Annotated in this window: 18 protein-coding genes and 1 other annotated feature; all 18 genes read right to left on the bottom strand. The window is 41.9% G+C overall.

What is annotated here, in order from left to right; genetic code table 11:
- Positions 1-86: 86 nt before the first annotated feature.
- The 18 genes from ileS to LG330_RS08385 all read right to left on the bottom strand — a co-directional run bounded on the left by ileS (position 87) and on the right by LG330_RS08385 (position 18,878).
- A complete protein-coding gene (gene ileS / locus LG330_RS08470) occupies positions 87-2,864 on the bottom strand; it encodes an isoleucine--tRNA ligase (RefSeq protein ID WP_404409044.1) in 2,778 nt (925 codons plus the stop codon).
- 248 nt (positions 2,865-3,112) lie between these two features.
- Positions 3,113-3,339, bottom strand: a binding site (T-box leader).
- A 74-nt stretch (positions 3,340-3,413) separates the two neighbouring features.
- On the bottom strand, positions 3,414-3,923 hold the full coding sequence (locus tag LG330_RS08465) for a DivIVA domain-containing protein (protein ID WP_404409042.1): 510 nt from the start codon (positions 3,921-3,923) through the stop codon (positions 3,414-3,416).
- An 85-nt stretch (positions 3,924-4,008) separates the two neighbouring features.
- The gene (locus LG330_RS08460) at positions 4,009-4,785 is read right to left on the bottom strand and encodes an RNA-binding protein (protein ID WP_404409040.1); all 777 of its coding nucleotides are present in this window, start codon (positions 4,783-4,785) and stop codon (positions 4,009-4,011) included.
- 54 nt (positions 4,786-4,839) lie between these two features.
- Entirely contained in the window at positions 4,840-5,115 is a 276-nt protein-coding gene (locus LG330_RS08455; protein ID WP_404409038.1) for a YggT family protein, read from the bottom strand.
- Positions 5,116-5,138: 23 nt separating this feature from the next.
- Complete coding sequence (locus LG330_RS08450) at positions 5,139-5,495, bottom strand: cell division protein SepF (RefSeq protein ID WP_404409543.1); 357 nt, start codon at positions 5,493-5,495, stop codon at positions 5,139-5,141.
- A 71-nt stretch (positions 5,496-5,566) separates the two neighbouring features.
- Positions 5,567-6,238, bottom strand: a complete 672-nt coding sequence (locus LG330_RS08445) for a YggS family pyridoxal phosphate-dependent enzyme (RefSeq protein ID WP_404409036.1) — start codon at positions 6,236-6,238, stop codon at positions 5,567-5,569.
- Positions 6,239-7,045, bottom strand: coding sequence for a peptidoglycan editing factor PgeF (pgeF, locus tag LG330_RS08440; RefSeq protein WP_404409035.1), 807 nt, complete (start codon positions 7,043-7,045; stop codon positions 6,239-6,241).
- A gap of 68 nt (positions 7,046-7,113) precedes the next feature.
- Entirely contained in the window at positions 7,114-7,359 is a 246-nt protein-coding gene (locus LG330_RS08435; RefSeq protein WP_322420595.1) for a YlmC/YmxH family sporulation protein, read from the bottom strand.
- A 146-nt stretch (positions 7,360-7,505) separates the two neighbouring features.
- Positions 7,506-8,279, bottom strand: coding sequence for an RNA polymerase sporulation sigma factor SigG (sigG, locus tag LG330_RS08430; RefSeq protein WP_404409033.1), 774 nt, complete (start codon positions 8,277-8,279; stop codon positions 7,506-7,508).
- A gap of 94 nt (positions 8,280-8,373) precedes the next feature.
- Positions 8,374-9,084 (bottom strand): RNA polymerase sporulation sigma factor SigE, encoded by a 711-nt coding sequence (sigE, locus tag LG330_RS08425; RefSeq protein WP_404409541.1) that lies wholly within the window; start codon positions 9,082-9,084, stop codon positions 8,374-8,376.
- Positions 9,085-9,106: 22 nt separating this feature from the next.
- Positions 9,107-9,940, bottom strand: coding sequence for a sigma-E processing peptidase SpoIIGA (locus LG330_RS08420; RefSeq protein ID WP_404409032.1), 834 nt, complete (start codon positions 9,938-9,940; stop codon positions 9,107-9,109).
- A gap of 154 nt (positions 9,941-10,094) precedes the next feature.
- Positions 10,095-11,264: a cell division protein FtsZ gene (gene ftsZ, locus LG330_RS08415; protein ID WP_404409030.1), complete on the bottom strand. Its 1,170-nt coding sequence runs from the start codon at positions 11,262-11,264 to the stop codon at positions 10,095-10,097.
- Between the two features lie 38 nt (positions 11,265-11,302).
- Positions 11,303-12,595 carry a cell division protein FtsA gene (gene ftsA / locus LG330_RS08410; protein WP_404409029.1) on the bottom strand — a complete coding sequence of 431 codons (1,293 nt, stop codon included), beginning with the start codon at positions 12,593-12,595 and terminating at the stop codon, positions 11,303-11,305.
- Between the two features lie 191 nt (positions 12,596-12,786).
- On the bottom strand, positions 12,787-13,647 hold the full coding sequence (locus LG330_RS08405; protein ID WP_404409027.1) for a cell division protein FtsQ/DivIB: 861 nt from the start codon (positions 13,645-13,647) through the stop codon (positions 12,787-12,789).
- A gap of 125 nt (positions 13,648-13,772) precedes the next feature.
- Entirely contained in the window at positions 13,773-14,846 is a 1,074-nt protein-coding gene (gene ftsW, locus LG330_RS08400; protein WP_404409025.1) for a putative lipid II flippase FtsW, read from the bottom strand.
- Between the two features lie 22 nt (positions 14,847-14,868).
- Positions 14,869-16,221, bottom strand: coding sequence for a UDP-N-acetylmuramoyl-L-alanine--D-glutamate ligase (gene murD, locus LG330_RS08395; protein WP_404409023.1), 1,353 nt, complete (start codon positions 16,219-16,221; stop codon positions 14,869-14,871).
- The gene (gene mraY / locus LG330_RS08390) at positions 16,221-17,195 is read right to left on the bottom strand and encodes a phospho-N-acetylmuramoyl-pentapeptide-transferase (protein ID WP_404409021.1); all 975 of its coding nucleotides are present in this window, start codon (positions 17,193-17,195) and stop codon (positions 16,221-16,223) included. Before mraY ends, murD begins: the two co-directional genes overlap by 1 nt.
- A 204-nt stretch (positions 17,196-17,399) precedes the next feature.
- Positions 17,400-18,878 carry a UDP-N-acetylmuramoyl-L-alanyl-D-glutamate--2,6-diaminopimelate ligase gene (locus LG330_RS08385; RefSeq protein ID WP_404409019.1) on the bottom strand — a complete coding sequence of 493 codons (1,479 nt, stop codon included), beginning with the start codon at positions 18,876-18,878 and terminating at the stop codon, positions 17,400-17,402.
- Positions 18,879-18,893 lie beyond the last annotated feature (15 nt).

The following is an 18,893-nucleotide window of genomic DNA, read 5'->3' as shown; positions in this document are numbered from 1 at the left end:
CCCCCTTCATAGTAGTAGAGAATTTTTATTATTTCTCTGTCTACTTTGAAGGGAGCATATCACAATAACCGGCAGCTCTTAGTAATTTATTCTGCAGCAACGTCTGCGTAGTTTTCTTTTACAACTGTCGCACATCTAGTGCAAAGTGTCGGGTGGTCGCTGTCTTTTCCAACGTCAGTTGTCACAGTCCAGCATCTTTCACACGTTTCACCTTCAGCTTTTTCAACAGATACCGTGTGGCCTTCAAACTTAATTGCCTGTTCCGGTACATTATCAGTTGAAGTTGCAAGTTCAAAATCAGAAACGATAAACAGCTGCTTCAGGTCCTCATTGACAGAAGAAAGTAATTCATACGTCTTTTCATCCGCATAAAGTGTTACTTTCGCTGCAAGAGACTTACCAATCAGCTTACTGCTTCTTGCTTCCTCAAGCGCTTTTAATACATCATCTCTTATATCAAGGAACGCATTCCACTTTTCAAGCAGTGCTTTTTCCTTGTCATACGTTTTTGTCTCAGGCATATCAGTCAGCTGTACACTTTCTTCTTCGACACCAGGGATGAACGTCCATACTTCATCAGCAGTGTGAGAAAGAATTGGAGATAACAGCTTAACCAATGACACAAGTGACTCATACATAACTGTCTGCATAGCACGGCGATCCTGATGGCCTTCAGCTTCGATATACAAAATGTCTTTTGCAAAATCGAGGTAGAACGAACTCAAATCTGTCGTACAGAAATTATTAATTGTATGGTAGATCGATGCAAATTCATAATTTTCATATGCATTTGTCACTGATTTTACTACCTGATTCAATCTCACCATCATAAACTGGTCAACTTCTCTTAAGTCATCAAACGATACAGCATCTTTTGACGGGTCAAAATCAGCCAGATTCGCTAATAGGAAACGAAGTGTATTACGCATCTTACGGTAAACTTCAGCAACCTGTTTTAAAATCGGATCAGATACACGGACATCTGCCTGGTAATCCACTGAAGCAACCCACAGGCGGAGAATATCTGCTCCAAGCTGATTCATCACCTTAGAAGGCAAAACAACGTTACCAAGAGATTTACTCATCTTACGGCCATTTCCATCAAGTGCAAATCCGTGGCTCAATACGCCTTTGTATGGTGCTTTACCTGTTACGGCAACACCTGTTGTCAGTGATGAGTTAAACCAGCCTCGATACTGGTCACTTCCTTCAAGATACAGGTCAGCTGGACGCTGCAGCTCATCGCGAACTTTCAGCACAGATTGATGGGATGAGCCGCTGTCGAACCAGACGTCCATAATATCCTGTTCCTTCGTGAAACGGCCATTCGGACTGCCTTCATGCGCATAGCCGTCCGGAAGAAGATCTTTTGCCTCCCGCTCAAACCAGATATTTGACCCGTGTTCCGCGAAAAGATTTGAAACATGATCAATCGTTTCTTCCGTGATGATCGCATCCCCATTTTCAGCGTAGAATACAGGGATTGGCACACCCCATGCACGCTGTCTTGAAATACACCAGTCGCCGCGGTCACGTACCATATTGAATAGTCTAGTTTCACCCCATGCCGGGACCCACTTTGTATCCTGTACTGCCTGCATAAGCTCTTCTCTGAATTTGTCGATTGAAGCAAACCACTGTGCCGTTGCACGGAAGATAATCGGCTTTTTCGTTCTCCAGTCATGTGGATAGCTGTGCGTGAAGAACTCAAGCTTTAATAAAGCACCTGCTTCTTCAAGTTTTTCAGTGATCGGCTTATTGGCTTTATCATAGAACAACCCTTCAAATCCAGGTGCTTCATCAGTGAACACACCGCGGTCATCAACCGGGCAAAGCACATCAAGTCCATATTGTTTTCCGACGATAAAGTCATCTTCACCGTGTCCTGGTGCTGTATGAACACAACCGGTTCCCGCATCAGTTGTTACATGTTCTCCGAGTACAACAAGTGATTCACGGTCATATAAAGGATGTACAGCTGTTACATGCTCAAGCTCTGACCCTTTATAAGTCGCAGTGATATCAGCTTTGTCCCAGCCCATTGTTTCCTGAACGCTTTCAAGCAGCTCTTTAGCAACAACGAATTTTTTGCTGCCAGTGTCAGCAACAACGTATTCAAGTTCCGGATGCAGAGCAATTGCAAGGTTTGCAGGAATTGTCCATGGTGTTGTTGTCCAGATCACAAATGCAGCATCCTGATCCAGCTTACCTTTGCCATCTTTTACATCAAAAGATACATAAATAGATGGTGAACGCTTATCCTGATACTCGATTTCTGCCTCAGCAAGTGCAGATTCACTTGAAGGAGACCAGTAAACAGGCTTTTTGCCTTTATAAATATAACCTTTTTTCGCCATTTCACCGAATACACGGATTTGTTCCGCTTCATATTCAGGATTTAGTGTGATGTAAGGATTATCCCAGTCACCGCGTACCCCGATACGCTTGAATTGCGTGCGCTGATTATCGATCTGCTGCAGCGCATACTCAGCACACTTTTCACGGAATTCAGCGACGGTCATCTCTTTACGCTTTACACCTTTATTTGTAAGCGCCTGTTCAATCGGAAGACCATGAGTATCCCAGCCCGGAACGTATGGCGCCTGGAATCCACTCATTGATTTGTAGCGGACAATGAAGTCTTTCAGTACTTTGTTCAGCGCATGACCCATGTGAAGGTCTCCGTTTGCATATGGAGGACCGTCGTGAAGAACAAATAAAGGTCTTCCGGCTGTTCTTTCCTGTACTTTTTTATAGATATCCATTTCTGCCCACTTTTCCTGCATTTCAGGTTCGCGGTTTGGCAAGTTGCCACGCATTGGAAATGCCGTCTTTGGCATTAATAAAGTATTTTTGTATTCCATCTTTTTCTCCTCCTGTGTTCATAAAAAATAAGGCCTTGTTAAAGCTGGCAGTTGATTTCCGTTTCAGGGGGGACGCTTTCCGCGGACGAACGCTCTAGCCTCTTCAGGCAGAAAACCACTGCCTTCCGGGGTCTTTCATGATCGTTTTTTAAGCAGGAGTCGCCCCCTTCCCCTTCAATCAACAGCTGTGCAGGTACCTCAATAGCCTTTAACATAACTAAAAATCAAAAAAGCTCCCCCATCCCTGGTAAAGGGACGAGAGAGCTTGTGCTTCACGCGGTACCACCCTTATAGAAAAAGATCAGACTTTTTCCACTTAAGTAACGGTTAACGCTGTCACACGTTCAGACTTACTTCGTTCAGTCTGAAAACTCAGGGATGATTTTCCTCTGACATTCCGTTTCGGGCTTTCACCATCCCCGAATCGCTATCGCCGGTATTTAAGTCAGTGTACTGTTCCCTTCAAAGTTGGTTCAATATATAAGTGCAGATTGAATTACAATTTAACAGTTTAATTATAGTAACATAAGTATGATACGTCAATATTTCTTATTCGTGCTCAGGTGTCAGGCTTTTTAGCTCTTCTGTATCAAGGTCATATTCCATCAGTTCATCCCAGTCATCATGACTGATCAGGTCCAGCTGAGCTTCAATCAGCATTTTGAATCGTGTACGGAAAACCTTGGACTGTTTTTTCAGGTCTTCAATTTCAAGCGCAATTTTACGTGCTTTCGTTAATGATTCATTCACAATACGGTCTGCATTCTTTTCCGCTTCTTTTACAATAAGCTTTGCTTCTTTTGATGCACTGCGCTTTACTTCTTCTGCTGCTTCCTGGGCGACGACAATTGATTTATTTAGCGTTTCTTCAATTGTTGTAAAATGACCGAGTCGTTCAGTATGATTATTCAGCTTTTCTTCAAGCTCTTTCTTTTCACGCAGGACAAGTTCATAATCTCTCATCACGTGATCAAGAAATTCATTCACTTCATCTTCATCGTAGCCTCTGAATCCGCGGCTGAAATCTTTATTATGTATATCGAGTGGCGATAGTGGCATAATGTGCACCTCCGTGTCTTTTTAATCTATACTCCATTATACTGATGATTCGACGTTTTGTGTAAAAATCCTTCTAATTCCTTCACTAAGATTGCAGAAAATAAAAATTCAGTCTGATTTTATCTTTCTTTGTCACTCCGCTGCGCTCACCAACACGCATTCTGCCATAGCCTCTGACAGAGATCATATCACCCTGATCAAGCTCAAAAGATATTTTTTCTTCCTGTCTGAAGTTTACTTTCACCTTACCTCCCTGAATCAGCAGCTGTGCCTTTTGTCTTGAGATATTCACCGCTCCGGCAAGCACTGTATCAAGCCTCATTGAAGAGACAAGTACATTTTTCTCTGTCCATTTGTTCTCCGGCAGGATCCTGTTTTCCCATTTCTCTTCTGTTACATTGACTTTCGCTTTCCCTGCCTGAACCAGGTTCATGAGGAGAAAATCCTTCATGTCTTTCGTAGTTACAAGCTGAATACGATCCCTTGAAGTCAGAATATCTCCAAGTGCTTCCCGCTTGATTCCAAGTCCCATGAGTGATCCTAAAATATCACCGTGTGAAAGCTGAACAAACTTGGATGGAAATCCGATATCGAGCAGTACTAGCTCAAAGTCATTTCTTTCGGGAGACAGATAATCGGGGTAGATGAGCCCTCTTTTCCTTTCGCCCTCTTCTGATCCACCTTCAAAAGCCACTTTTATGTCACCTGCTGATCCGATAATTGCCTGCATAATATGCTGCTGGCGCGGATCGAGAAAAGCCGTGAGCCTCGGGGCATATTTGATTTCAACATCCTGCTTCCAGTCCATTACCTGATCTATAAATCCTCTTTCTTCTTCACGAAAATGCTGATACACTGACATGATTTCACATCCTTTTATAAAAGAAAACCCGGTGATTGCCACCGGGTTAGTGCTTTAAGTAATCATAAAGTATAATTGCTGCAGCCCTGACCTCGCAAGGTTAAGTGCAATAATTGCAACAAGTGGTGAGATATCGATCATCCCAAGAGGCGGTATGATTTTTCTGAAGGGCTCCAGATAAGGCTCACAAATTTTTGCAAGAATCTGTCCGAAGCTGCTTTCTCTGGCATTAGGAAACCAGGAAAGAAGGATATAAATAATCAGTGCAAAACTGAAAAAAGTTAATAATGTATCCAACACTGAAAAGACTAAACCTAAAACACTTTGCATGCTGCTTTTAACCACCCATCATTTTAATCTTCTTGAATCAGGTCAGTAATATTTCCGCTGACCTCTATATTATCAGGTGTACATAAAAAGATATCTGTACCCACACGCTGAATATCTCCGCCAATTGCATATACAGTTCCGCTAAGGAAATCCACGATCCGTTTTGCCTGATCCTTGCTGATTCTCTGCAGATTCACTACAACTGCACGGTGGCTTTTCAGATGATCTGCAATTTCCTGCGCCTCAGCATACATTCTTGGTTCCATTAATACCATTTTAGACGACTGCTGAACGCTTTGGAGACTGACTACATTATGCTTTTGCGCAGGCTTTCTGACGCTTCTTACTTCCTCAGGTGTTTCTTCAGATACTTCTTCCATGTATTCCTCTTCTTCACCAAAGAAAAAATCTTTGAATTTCGTTTTCATCCCCATAAAACGGATTTCCTCCTTTATTCTCCGACGAGCGAAGATCCGATTCTTATGTAGGTAGCTCCTTCTTCAATGGCAATGGTGAAGTCATTTGACATTCCCATTGACAGCTCAGTGCAGGGTGCATGCTGCAGGTTTTTTGCAGCAATTGAGTCTCTCAGCACTGCCAGCTGTTTGAAACAGCTGCGGATCACCTCTTCATCTTCAGTCAGCGGCGCCATTGTCATTAATCCAATTACATTTATTTTATCATAGTTTGCGAGTTCTTCGACAAATTGTCCTGCATTTTCTGGAGAAAGTCCATGTTTTTGTTCTTCTCCTGACACATTTACCTGCAGAAAACAATCGATTTTATGTTCAGCACGCTTTTGAATTTCTTTTGCCAGTGACAGTCTGTCCAGCGAATGCAGAAAGTCAATTTCATTAATGACGTTTTTCACTTTTCTTGACTGGAGAGAACCGATATAGTGCCATTTCACATTTCCGGATACAGCCTCACTTTTCTCACTGAAGCCTTCAGGGCGGTTTTCACCAAGATGAATGAGCCCTGCATCAACAGCTTCCTGTGTACGCTCATTACTGACGTATTTCGTTACAGCTACAATTTTCACTGAATCAGCCTGTCTTCCTGCCCGTTCACAGGCTGAATAGATTTCTTTATTAATTAAATCTAGCTTCTCAGATACCTTCACTTACAATTCCCTCCATCCAATGACTGCAGACATCCGGCCTGTTTTCCCCTGGTCTCTTCTATGTGAAAAGAATAAATCATCAAAACAGGCTGTACACATTCCACTTACTTCAATGTTCTGCTCTTTTACACCGGCTGCGATCAGCAGCTGCCTGTTAAGTTCCTGCAAATTCAATCTGAATTGCCCTTGTCCAAGCACTTCACAGACAAGATCCTTTGAGACATGTAAAGGGATCTGATCAATCACCCGCTGGTCAACCTGATAGCAGCAGTCGCCTATTGATGGTCCAATCATTACATGTACTTTATCTGCACAGACTCCCGCGTCAGCAGCCTGTCTGATCATTTCGCCTGCAATATTGCCGACTGAACCTTTCCATCCTGCATGAGCCACACCGGCATATCCGGTTTCCGGCTCAGCAAAATAGATTGGAACACAATCTGCAAATCCGAGAGATAAACCGATCCCCCGGTCAAATGTCCAGAGGCCGTCTGCAGCTTTAACGGCTCCATCATATGATTCTATACCCATTCCTGCATGACGTGATGTTACCTGAACCACACGGGTGCCATGCACCTGGTCTGCATAAATCCATTTTTTTAATTCCCAACCGCTGTTTTTGGCTACAATATTACGATTATTGATTACATCTTGACCTATATCATTTACATGCAAACCGGTATTTAATGTTGAAAATTCCCCTTTGCTGACTCCGCCGTTCTTTGTAGTAAAGATCGCAGTCAAATCCGGAAATTGTTTTTTCCAATTAGATGATTCCAGAAATGTATTTGTCTGGTCGATGTTCATTAAGATCAAAACCTTTCTGTGCACACAGAGATTCTCTAAAAGTGTATCATAAAACTGCGAAAATCTCTTTAATTGATTAGCCCGTCAGCTTTATCAATATTTTTCACCAGAATTACATCATTACCGATCTTTGCAACATCCTTCCATTTGATTCTGACTTCTTCACCACGGTTGAACCAGCCTCCGGAGGACTGCAGCACAAACGAATCAATCATCCCTGTATACACGTTTAAATCGATATCTGCAATCAGGCCAAGCTTCTTTCCATCTGTAATCGAGACCACATCTTTAGATTGAAGATCTGAAATTCTCATCATTATCTCCCCCTTACACTATTCTATGCAAGGAGGCATGTTTTACGATGCAATGAAAAAGAACCTGTGACAATATAGTCTCAGGTTCTTCAATCTCTCCGCTTAGTTTTACTAAAGCAGTATTTGAAAATTGATATACTTTCACTTTAAGAAAAGTATTTATTCATCTGCTTAATTGCTCCCTTTTCAAGACGGGAGACTTGTGCCTGGGAGATTCCGATCTCTTCAGCGACCTCCATTTGCGTCTTACCATTAAAAAAGCGATTTTTAACAATCAGACGTTCTCTTTCTTCAAGATCAAGCATCCCTTCTCTGATTGACAGCTCCTCAATCCAGCGATCATCGCTGACGCGGTTATCCTTTACCTGGTCCATAACATAGACCGGGTCTCCTCCATCCTGATAAACCGGTTCAAATAACGATACCGGTTCCTGAATCGCATCAAGTGCAAAAACAATATCTTCTTCAGGGATATCAGCGCGCTTAGCAATTTCACTAATTGTAGGTTCCTTTGAAGTTTCAGATATGAGTTCTTCTTTCGCTTTTAAAGATTTATAAGCAATGTCTCGAAGCGATCTTGATACTCTAATCGGGTTGTTATCTCTCAGATGCCTTCTGATCTCTCCGATAATCATCGGAACAGCATAAGTTGAAAAGCGCACATTCTGGCTCAGGTCAAAATTATCAATTGATTTTAACAGGCCGATACAGCCCACCTGAAACAGATCATCAGGATTCTCGCTCCTGTGACTAAAGCGCTGAATCACACTCAGTACAAGTCTCAGGTTGCCGTAAACAAGTTTTTCTCTCGCATCACGATCACCGCTTTGAAAAGCAGAGAAATAAGCTCTCATTTCTTCGTTTTTATAAATTGGAAGTGAAGACGTATCGACACCGCAAATTTCAACTTTCCGGGACATGAGATTTTCCTCCAGTCGGGAGTAATTGTTCTCGTTCAGTATGTCCCTGCTGGTAAAAAATATGCGGGCAAACACTGCAGGAAAAGAATGGCTTTTAAACCAGTTTTGCTACTTCTCTTTGCAGCCTTTTTATAATCCGTTTTTCCAGTCTTGATATGTAGGACTGGGAGATTCCCATCATATCTGCTACATCTTTTTGGGTATGCTCTTTTCTGCCATTCAATCCGAACCTTGATTCTATAATAAATGATTCTTTTTCATCTAAAATATTTAATGCCTGATAAAGAAGAACCCGATCCATCTTCTCTTCGATTCCTTTGACGATTAGATCGTTTTCTGTCCCCATCACATCAGACAACAAAAGCTCATTTCCATCCCAATCCGTGTTAAGCGGCTCATCAAATGATACTTCAGATCTTAATTTACTTGTTCTTCTCAGGTACATAAGAATTTCATTTTCGATACATCTGGATGCATAAGTGGCAAGTTTAATATTCTTCTCAATGTTAAATGTATTAATTGCCTTAATCAGTCCGATCGTACCTATACTGATCAGATCTTCTAAATTAATACCGGTATTCTCAAATTTTCTCGATATATAGACAACAAGTCTGAGGTTTCTTTCGATCAATAAAGATCTCGCCTGCTCGTCTCCTTGCGCCAGCCTTGCCAACACTTTGGCTTCTTCAGGCCTTTCAAGCGGAGATGGGAGTGCTTCACTACCTCCAATATAATGAATTTCTTTCGCTTTTATTTTGCCGGCAACCTGTACAAGCCATAATTGAACTTTCTTTTTCGCATCCAGTAAATTCAATTCACAGCACTCCTTATTTTTGATAGCATTGCAGCATTTGCATAGGACTCAACAGACAATGACACGACTGCTCTACATAATATTGTTCTTTGCTGAACACCACCGGGATGTTTTCAAATACAAATGTCTTTCCGTTTGACGTAACTTCTACTTTTTCACATTCAACTCCAAGCAGAATTTCACATGCTGAATGTACTGATTTTGAAGGGATAAACGAAATTCTCTCTTTCCACTGATCGGGACATTCTGAAATGCCATTCAGATAGGCAACTACTTCCTCAGGTAACAATTCTGAGGAGACATTGGCATCAGCAAACATCACAGGCTTACCGCTAAAAGGGGCAGAAAGTGCATTGCCTGAATCAAGGTACCCTTTTCCAACCCAAATTGCTTGCCCCTGCTTAAGCTTAACCTCACAGATAAAAGAAGCTTGTACAGATGAAAAACTGATCCAGTCAACAGCCTTAATTGAAAAGATCAGATGACCAATCAAAAAAATAAATAATAAAATCACACATAGATAAAATACCTGAAAATTCAGTAAACTAACTGTATAAAGCGTCATGGAGCCTGAAGAAAAAATAAATAATAAAATAAGTGCTGCATGTAATACCATTTGTCTTTTAACAGTATATTTACTGATCACAAGAACAGACATTGCGGCTAAAAAACCTGACAATTGAGGATGATAAGTTACTACAAGACTTTCCGTCAACGTATAGAGCATTAATATGCCACTCGCCAGACGGATATTAATTCCGGTCTTCAGACATCTGCTGACAGCGAACAATACAAGCAGTCCCCCACAAATATTTACAAGCAGTAAATACTCGAAATACAATGTCATTCATCCCGTCCTCCCAATAACCACATTCTACAAACAACCAAGAACGAAACTTGTCAATTTCTATAGCAGTTTTAATAAATCGTTGGATAAATTACGCCATCAAGCCACAAAAAAAAGAACCTGGGACAAATTGTCTCAGGTTCTTTAAAATCAATTATCCTCTGCGTCTGTTACGGTTGCGCAGGAAGGTCGGTATATCAAGTGTATCTTCGACAGGCTGCTGGTTGCGCTGTTCTGTCTGAGGCGCTTCTTCGCGCTCACGGTGATGCTGCTCACGCACAGGCTCTCTTTCTCTTTCACGCTTAGGTGGCTGAGGCTGCTGTCTTACCTGACCCCCCATTTGCGGACGTGCAGGCTTCGCCTGGTTCAGCTGTTCGTTAAACCCTGTTGCAATCACTGTAACCAGAATTTCATCTTTCAGATCTTCATCAATCACTGACCCGAAAATCATATTTACTTCCTGGTCAGAAGCACTCGCAACAATATCAGCAGCTTCCTGAACTTCATACAGGCTTAAGTTCGTTCCGCCGGTAATGTTCATCAGCACACCTTGTGCCCCGTCAATTGACGTCTCAAGTAATGGACTTGAGATTGCTTTTTTAGCAGCCTCTGAAGCACGGTTCTCGCCTGAAGCAATACCAATACCCATTAATGCAGAACCTTTGTTAGACATAATTGTCTTCACATCTGCGAAGTCGAGGTTGATCAGTCCAGGTACGGCGATTAAGTCAGAGATACCCTGAACACCCTGACGCAGTACATTATCCGCTTCACGGAATGCTTCAAGCATTGGAGTGCTCTTATCTACAATTTCAAGAAGTCTGTCATTTGGAATAACGATCAGTGTATCTACCGCTTCTTTCATCGAACTGATTCCGCCTGCTGCCTGCGTTGCACGCTTACGTCCTTCAAATGTAAATGGACGTGTTACAACTCCGACTGTCAGACTTCCAAGTTCTCTGGCAATCTGGGCAATGACAGGTGCAGCACCTGTTCCGGTTCCGCCACCCATACCTGCTGTAACGAATACCATGTCTGCGCCTTTGATTGCTTCTTCAATCTGTTCGCGGCTTTCTTCAGCTGCTTTTTTACCGACTTCAGGATTTGCACCTGCACCAAGACCGCGCGTAAGTTTACCACCGATCTGCATTTTAATTTCAGCTTTTGAAAGATTCAGTGCCTGTGCGTCTGTATTTACTGCTATAAATTCTACTCCCTGCACACCGTGCTCGATCATACGGTTAACAGCATTGTTTCCGCCGCCGCCTACACCGATGACTTTAATCGTTGCCAGGGAATCAACATTCGTATCGAAATCTAACATCGCAAATCCTCCTAATTCAAATTACTTTCCGGATCCCCTTATTCAAAGAAGTATCCAAACAGTTTTTTAAATCTTCCCTCTTCATTTTTCTGCTTTGGCTTTTGCTGCTTTGTACCTGATTCAGTGTTTCTAGGTTTTTTCTGAGCATATTCATGCTGATCATACTCTGAAGCTGAAGGCTGCTTATCAGCCTGCCCCTGAAGTTTGGCATGTTTATATGCATATTTAATTAATCCTACTGCTGTTGTATATTGAGGTTCTCTTACCCCGATATAATCCGGTACAGCTACACGAACCTGGTTTTGCAATACTGCCTGTCCAAGTTCCAGCACACCAGGCATCGCAGCTGATCCGCCAGTCAGAACAAATCCGCCAGGCAAATCATGGATGTTAAGCCTCTTTAGTTCATTCAATACCAGTTCAAACATTTCTTCCATTCGAACTTCTATAATATCAGAGATTTCCAGCTGATTAAATTGCTGATGCTGGTCACTTCCAATAATCGGTACACTGAATACTTCATCTTCTGATGCATAGTCATAAAACGCATGGCCATGTTTGCGCTTGATCTTTTCAGCATCATCCGTTGTCGTTCTTAGCCCGATTGAAAGATCTTTTGTGATATGTTCACCACCCGCAGGCACTGTAGATGCTGCGATCAGGTGACCATGTTCAAATACTGCAATACTGGTAGATCCTCCACCGATATCAATGATAGCAGTGCCGAGATCCTGTTCATCTTTTGACAGTGCAATTGTACCTGCAGCTAATGGCTGCAGGAAAATGTCTGCGACTTCAAGACCTGCCTTTTCCACACAGCGTAAAATGTTATGAAGCATCGTTTTTGAGCCTGTTACAACAGTACCTTCAAGTTCAAGTCTCACGCCGATCATCCCGCGTGGGTCTTTAATTTCATCAAGTCCATCCACGATAAACTGACGTGGTACGACGTTAATTAATTCTCTGTCCGGTGACATTGGCATAACCTGCGCTGCATCCAGTACACGCGCGATGTCCTCGTCACGGATTTCTTTATCATCTGTAGAAACTGCCACTACTCCATGGCATGGCTGCAGGGCTACATGGTTTGCTGGTATTCCGACAATTACGTTATGTATTGAAAGACCCGTCATCCGTTCAGCCTGATCGACTGCTTTTTGGATTGACTGTACGGTTTCATCAATATCTACAATTGATCCTTTACGGATTCCCTCGGATTTTACGTTTCCGACCCCAATAATATTAACTGAATCATGGACCAATTCTGCAATGACTACTTTCACAGAAGATGATCCTATGTCAAGACTGACATAATATTCGTTATTGCTCACGTGTGGCACCTCCTTCGAACCTTGTTCCCATTCATTTTAATCATTTAAATGTTCATTTTATCTGCTATTTATAAAAGCTTTTTTACAAGTTTCACCTTTGAAACCTCAATAGGTATAGTCTACACCAATTGAGATACTCAGAAAAGTAATAAATGACCGATATGACTGACAAATTCATACTTTAACAGGATTTACCCCTCTGAGTTTTCCTCAATGGTTGGGACATCGTTATCAGGTAATCCTTCAGCAGCTTCTTCAATCTGCTCTTCAAGCGCATCATCTGTATTCCCTTCCGCAGCTTCACCCGCATTATAAGCACGGAAATAAGAACCAACTTCCAGATCAATGATCCCTCTGACTTCAGGATCCAGCTGACTCACAATTGAAGGATAATGAGTCATTTTTTCAACAAGTGTGGGAATGACTGCATGAACTTCAAAACCGTCGTTCATATATATTATGATTCTATTGGAGTCAACTTCAGATGGAGAATAATGCACTTCAGAAATGGAGTTTAATACATTTCCCGGAAGGTCTGACAGAGCGGATGCAAGATCATTTACGATTTGTCCCTGCTGAAAGCCATTCAGTACCGGCGCACTGAAATCAATATCCTGCACAGGCAGCGGTTCACCAATAAAGCCATTTTCATATACAGCTCTATAAAGCTGCCCTTCCCTGCTGAGTGCTACTTTGTCAAATTCTTCAATGATCACTTCTACATTTAAAGGCAAATCCCTTTTAATTTCCGCATCTTTAATCATCTTATTATCTTTCAGTCTGTTTTCAGCTTCTTCAGTATTTAATGTCCAATACGGATCTCCGGTTGAAATACCACTCAATTGTACTGCCTGATCTTTAGAGATCCCGCTATTACCTGTTATTTGAATGTTCTGCACTTTACTGTAAGGTGATTGAAAGTACAGGACAATAATAATCATGAAGACGAATAGCAATACCACTCCAACTAAGCGCCTGTTTGCTCTTTTACGCCGGCGCTGTCTTAATTGCGGCACTCTGTCTTCAAGTGAGACAACCGGCTTGCGATTCATTCATTTCACTCCTGTCATGCGGTTACCCGCAATCACATTACTCTTTATAAATCTACCTTAATACTACACTATTGTACGCTTAGAACATACAGAAACTTGTTGATCGTCATGAAAATGTAAAATACCTACTTTCCTGTATGCCTGCTAATATTCAGTAATATTCCGCTCATACTCAGTACAACCATCAGGGAAGACCCGCCATAGCTGAAAAATGGCAGTGTAATACCGGTTACAGGAATCAGTCCGATCACAACTGAAATATTCATGACAGCCTGCAGGCCAAGCGAGATGGTAATCCCTCCTGCGAGCAGTTTACTGAAGCTGTCCGGTGCATGGATGGCAATCAGTATCCCGCGCCAGATGACAGCTGAAAATAAACAAACGATCAGAATGCTCCCTGCAAGCCCCAGCTCCTCAGCAGCAATGGCAAATATAAAATCATTTTGAGGTTCAGGCAGATAAAAATGCTTTTGCCTGCTCTCAAAGAAACCTGCACCAAAAAGCCCGCCAGGACCTGCCGCATACAGTGACTGGATAATCTGAAACCCTGCCCCGAGCGGATCCTGCCAAGGGTCTATAAAAGAATAGATCCTCTGCATTCTATATGGTGCAGCAATAACCAGACCCGCAAACCCTGCCATTCCGGCCCCGAACAAACATAAAAAAAACCGGATACTTACACCAGCTAAGAATAACAAAGATAAACCACTTCCAGCTAACACCGTCCCTGTTCCCAAATCAGGCTGAAGCATAATAATGCCAAAGGGGAATAAAACGACAAGCATCAGAAATACAGTCTGTTTAATTGAAAGTTTTTTGCTTTGCCTGCTGATCAATCCTGCGGTCAGCATCAGGACACCAGCCTTTGCCAGTTCAGCAGGCTGGATTGACAAAGGCCCGACACCGATCCAGCTTTGCGATCCGTTTCTTTCAAGACCGATACCCGGAATTAAAACAATCACAAGCAAAATGACCGTAACAAAATAAATAGATTTGGCATGTCTATACCAAAAAAGATAATCAACCTTTGATACAATCAGCATGACAACGAGTCCTGCAGCTAAATAAACAGCCTGTCTTGCCGAAAAAAAATGGGCATTACCGAAACGGTCTAATGCCCATACACTGCTTGCGCTATCGATTAACAAAACACCAAATACTGAACAGATCAGTACGAAAATAAAGAGTAGACGATCCATGCAACTCGTCCCTTCAACGTATTTACTTCAGCTTATTCACCGCTTCAATAAATATGTCTCCGCGAACTTCAAATGTTGGATACTGATCCCAGCTTGCACATGCAGGTGACAGCAGCACAACATCTCCACGTTCTGCAACCTCTGCTGCTGCAATAACTGCTTCATTAATATCTAATACATGAATGACGTTGCTAACACCTGCGCTTTTAGCTGTCTCTGCCATTTTATTTGCAGTTTCACCAAAAACGACGGCCGTTTTCACATGTGACATGGATCCGGCTAATTCATCAAAGCTGTTTCCTCTGTCCAGACCTCCACATAAAAGAATTGTGGGCGAATCAAATGCATCGAGTGCACTTTGAGTAGCAAGGATGTTAGTTGCTTTTGAATCATTATAGAACTTAATATCTTTCCATTCCCTTACAAACTGAGTACGGTGCTTCACCCCGGAGAATTCTGCCAGCACTTTTCTTATACTTTCATCAGCGACACCATACAGCCTGGCTGCACCAATTGCTGCCATAATATTCTCCAGGTTATGTCTGCCGGGAAGAACAATATCTTTTAATGAAACGACTGCTTCCCCATTCATATAAATCTTTTCACCATCACTTGAAATGCCATCTTGCAAAAATCTCTTAGTAGAGAATGGAACAACTTGAGCTTTTGTATGATCGACTGCAGCCATCAGCTCTTCCTGATCAGCATTCACGATTAAATAATCATCAGCTGTCTGATTTCTTGTAATAGCTGCTTTAGCCTCAACATACTCCTCTTTAGAAGAATGATAATCAAGGTGCGCATCATATATGTTTGTGATGATTGAAATGGAAGGTGCAAATTGTCTGATGCCCATCAGCTGGAATGATGATAATTCAACAACCATTGCTTCATCAGGTTTTGCAATCTGAGCGACTTCACTTGCCACAGTACCAATGTTACCTGCCGCATAAGATTTCTTATTGTCTTTTGAAATCATTTCATGGATCAAAGTAGTTGTTGTTGTTTTACCGTTTGTTCCGGTTACACCAATGATAGCCGCTTCACTGATATTGTAAGCAAGCTCTACTTCAGTCAGAACAGGAAGCCCCTTGGCAATCGCCCCTTTAATAAGAGGGTTGGAATATGGAATACCAGGGTTTTTTACGATCAGTTCAAACCCTTCATCAAGCAGTTCAACCGGGTGACTCCCGCAGATCACTTTAATCCCCTGATCCAGCAGCTGCTGAGCATCCTTGTTCTCAGATAGAGGCTTCCAGTCATTCACAGTAACAAAAGCGCCAAGTCTGTGAAGTAGCAATGATGCAGCGACCCCACTTTTGGCAAGTCCGACTACTAACACTTTTTTATTTTGATATCCTTTATAATCAATCATCAGCCGTACACTCCTATCAGAACGCCCAATATCCCCGCAGCAAGACCAACTGTCCAGAAGACAGTAACTACTTTCCATTCTGACCAGCCAGTCAATTCAAAGTGGTGATGAAGCGGGCTCATTTTGAACACTCGTTTTCCAGTAGTTTTAAAAGAAGTTACCTGTATCATGACAGATAATGTTTCAAGTACAAAGACAATTCCAATTAACAATAGCAATACTTCCTGTTTAGCCAATAATGATACTGTACCGATTGCGCCACCAAGTGCAAGAGAACCGGTATCACCCATAAAGACTTTTGCAGGGTGCGCATTAAATAACAGGAATCCAAGCAATGCGCCTACAGCTGCCATACAGAATATTGCAAGCGCCAGCTGGTCCTGCTGCCAGGCGATCAGTGCGAATGCACCAAAAGCAATGACTGCTGTACCTGATACAAGACCATCAAGTCCGTCCGTTAAGTTAACAGCATTAGAGAATCCAACCAGCCAGAAAATAACAAACGCCACATAAACAATTCCGAGGTTCAATTCAATTGAAGTAAAAGGAATAGAAATAATGGATGAAAAATCATTTGCACTGAAAATAATATAAAATATAATTGCAATCACAATCTGACCTAGCAGCTTTTGCTTTGAAGTCAATCCGAGGTTTCTCTTTTTAACCACTTTGATGAAATCATCTAAAAATCCGAGAACCCCAAAAGTAATTGTGACCATTAGTAATAATAGTGTGGTGACAGAGAGCACGCCATAAATCGCACTGACGATAACAGTCGCAAATGTGATCGCACTTAAAATGATCAGACCGCCCATCGTTGGTGTCCCTGATTTTTTCTGGTGGGACTGAGGACCTTCTTCCCTGATACTTTGTCCAAACTTTAATCTTCTTAAATAAGGAATAAATAGCGGTGCTGCCGCTGCTGAGATTCCAAATCCAAATATCGCTGCTAACACTACAGCTAATACTGACATCCTGCTTCCTCCTAACAAATCATTCCAGTTTATTGTACTTTTAATGTTGTATGCTGACAATCTCTCATTTTACCATAATTGCAATGATTATAGCGCTAAAGTTTTTTACAATTTAATTTCAGCGCAGGATGATCTGTGCATAAATGAAAAAGAGTCTGTGACATATTATGTCACAGACTCTTTAATATTTGTTGCACACTACAGTTACACATCTTCGAGCTGAAATTTATTTAAAAAATCCTCTGCCACCGATTTATCATCAAATGGAATTTTATCGTTTTTAATCAGCTGGAATTTTTCATGACCCTTACCCGCTATAATAATGATATCTCCTTCTGACGCTTTGGCAATTGCATATTTAATTGCTTCACGTCTGTCTTCAATTGTTTTGTAGGCTCTTCCGTGAACGCCTTTTTCCATATCTCTCAGGATCTTCTTTGGATCCTCAGTTCTCGGATTGTCTGATGTAAAGATTGCGTGATCAGCTTGTTCGCAGGCGATTCTCGCCATAACAGGTCTTTTTGCTCTATCCCTGTCACCCCCACACCCAATAACAGTAATCAGCTTACGGGGGTTCATTTTCCGTGCAGCACTCAGTATGTTCTTTAAACTATCAGGTGTATGTGCATAATCGACAATAACAGTAAATGGGCTGTCATGTTTGACGATCTCAAAGCGTCCCGGAACGCCTATGATGCTCTCAAGCCCTTTAACAATGATTTCTATTGGTATCCTCTTCACAAAAGCAGCGGCTGCTGATGCCAGTGCATTATATACATTAAATAAACCTGCAAAATTCAGTTGAATATCCGCTTTTCCAGATGGTGTACAAAGTGTAAAAGATGTCGTTTCTTTAGATTGAATCAGATTTTCAGCGTAAATATCCGATTCTGCCGTTAAGCCATATGTGATAATATGCGCAGAGGTTGCGGCTGTAATTTCTTCTGTAAACGGATCATCATGGTTTAATACAGCAAATTTTGGTGCATTATTCACATGGGAATGTCCAAGCTGTGAAAACAAAAGCGTTTTTGACCACTTATAATGTTCCATTGTTTCATGATAGTCAAGATGATCCTGCGTCAGATTTGTAAAAATGGCAATATCAACATCACAGCCAAACATCCTCCCCTGAGATAGCCCATGTGAAGACGCTTCAAGGATAGCTACCTCCACTCCTTCAGACCTGAATTCCGCTAATGTCTGTTGAAGCAGCAGACTGTCAGGTGTTGTATTTTCCGCTTTTTTCACCACATTCCCCTGTTTTACATACAGCGTGCCGATAATCCCGGTTTTTGTTTCACTTGCCTCTAAAATCGCCTGAACCATATGTGTTACTGTTGTTTTGCCGTTCGTACCAGTTACACCGATCACATTCAGATCAAAACTGGGATAATCATAAAACTGATTCGCAATGTAGGCCAGCGCGTGCCTTGGATGCTTTACGATGACCACCGGAACATTCAGGTGATGTTCAGTGTCAGATAAAATAGCTGCCGCACCTTTTTCAATTGCTTTTTCAATATAAAACCTGCCATCAGCTTTTTCACCTTTAATAGCAGCAAAAAGTGATCCAGGCTCCACATCCTGATGATGATGGCATACCTTCAGGATCTCAGGGTCTGATTCAGGGCCTTTTATCTCATAAAAAGGTAGGCAGCCTGTCAGATCTGAAAGTCTCATAAACCCAACTCCTCG

It is taken from the genome of Jeotgalibacillus malaysiensis, from assembly GCF_044789845.1.
GTDB classification, from domain to species: domain Bacteria; phylum Bacillota; class Bacilli; order Bacillales; family Jeotgalibacillaceae; genus Jeotgalibacillus; species Jeotgalibacillus malaysiensis_A.
The sequence above is the reverse complement of the archived record's forward strand: the minus strand, read 5'-3'. Positions and strand labels throughout refer to the sequence as shown.

Coding starts and splice junctions, on each gene's coding strand:
- LG330_RS08455 (WP_404409038.1), bottom strand. CDS start 5,115: ATGCAAAGTGTTTTAGGTTTAGTCTTTTCAGTGTTGGATACATTATTA.
- ileS (WP_404409044.1), bottom strand. CDS start 2,864: ATGGAATACAAAAATACTTTATTAATGCCAAAGACGGCATTTCCAATG.
- ftsW (WP_404409025.1), bottom strand. CDS start 14,846: ATGGATCGTCTACTCTTTATTTTCGTACTGATCTGTTCAGTATTTGGT.
- LG330_RS08435 (WP_322420595.1), bottom strand. CDS start 7,359: ATGAGAATTTCAGATCTTCAATCTAAAGATGTGGTCTCGATTACAGAT.
- LG330_RS08420 (WP_404409032.1), bottom strand. CDS start 9,940: ATGACATTGTATTTCGAGTATTTACTGCTTGTAAATATTTGTGGGGGA.
- ftsZ (WP_404409030.1), bottom strand. CDS start 11,264: ATGTTAGATTTCGATACGAATGTTGATTCCCTGGCAACGATTAAAGTC.
- LG330_RS08460 (WP_404409040.1), bottom strand. CDS start 4,785: ATGTCAGTGTATCAGCATTTTCGTGAAGAAGAAAGAGGATTTATAGAT.
- LG330_RS08385 (WP_404409019.1), bottom strand. CDS start 18,878: ATGAGACTTTCAGATCTGACAGGCTGCCTACCTTTTTATGAGATAAAA.
- LG330_RS08405 (WP_404409027.1), bottom strand. CDS start 13,647: ATGAATCGCAAGCCGGTTGTCTCACTTGAAGACAGAGTGCCGCAATTA.
- LG330_RS08465 (WP_404409042.1), bottom strand. CDS start 3,923: ATGCCACTATCGCCACTCGATATACATAATAAAGATTTCAGCCGCGGA.
- sigG (WP_404409033.1), bottom strand. CDS start 8,279: ATGTCCCGGAAAGTTGAAATTTGCGGTGTCGATACGTCTTCACTTCCA.
- LG330_RS08450 (WP_404409543.1), bottom strand. CDS start 5,495: ATGGAAGAAGTATCTGAAGAAACACCTGAGGAAGTAAGAAGCGTCAGA.
- murD (WP_404409023.1), bottom strand. CDS start 16,221: ATGATTGATTATAAAGGATATCAAAATAAAAAAGTGTTAGTAGTCGGA.
- mraY (WP_404409021.1), bottom strand. CDS start 17,195: ATGTCAGTATTAGCTGTAGTGTTAGCAGCGATATTTGGATTTGGAATC.
- pgeF (WP_404409035.1), bottom strand. CDS start 7,045: ATGAACATCGACCAGACAAATACATTTCTGGAATCATCTAATTGGAAA.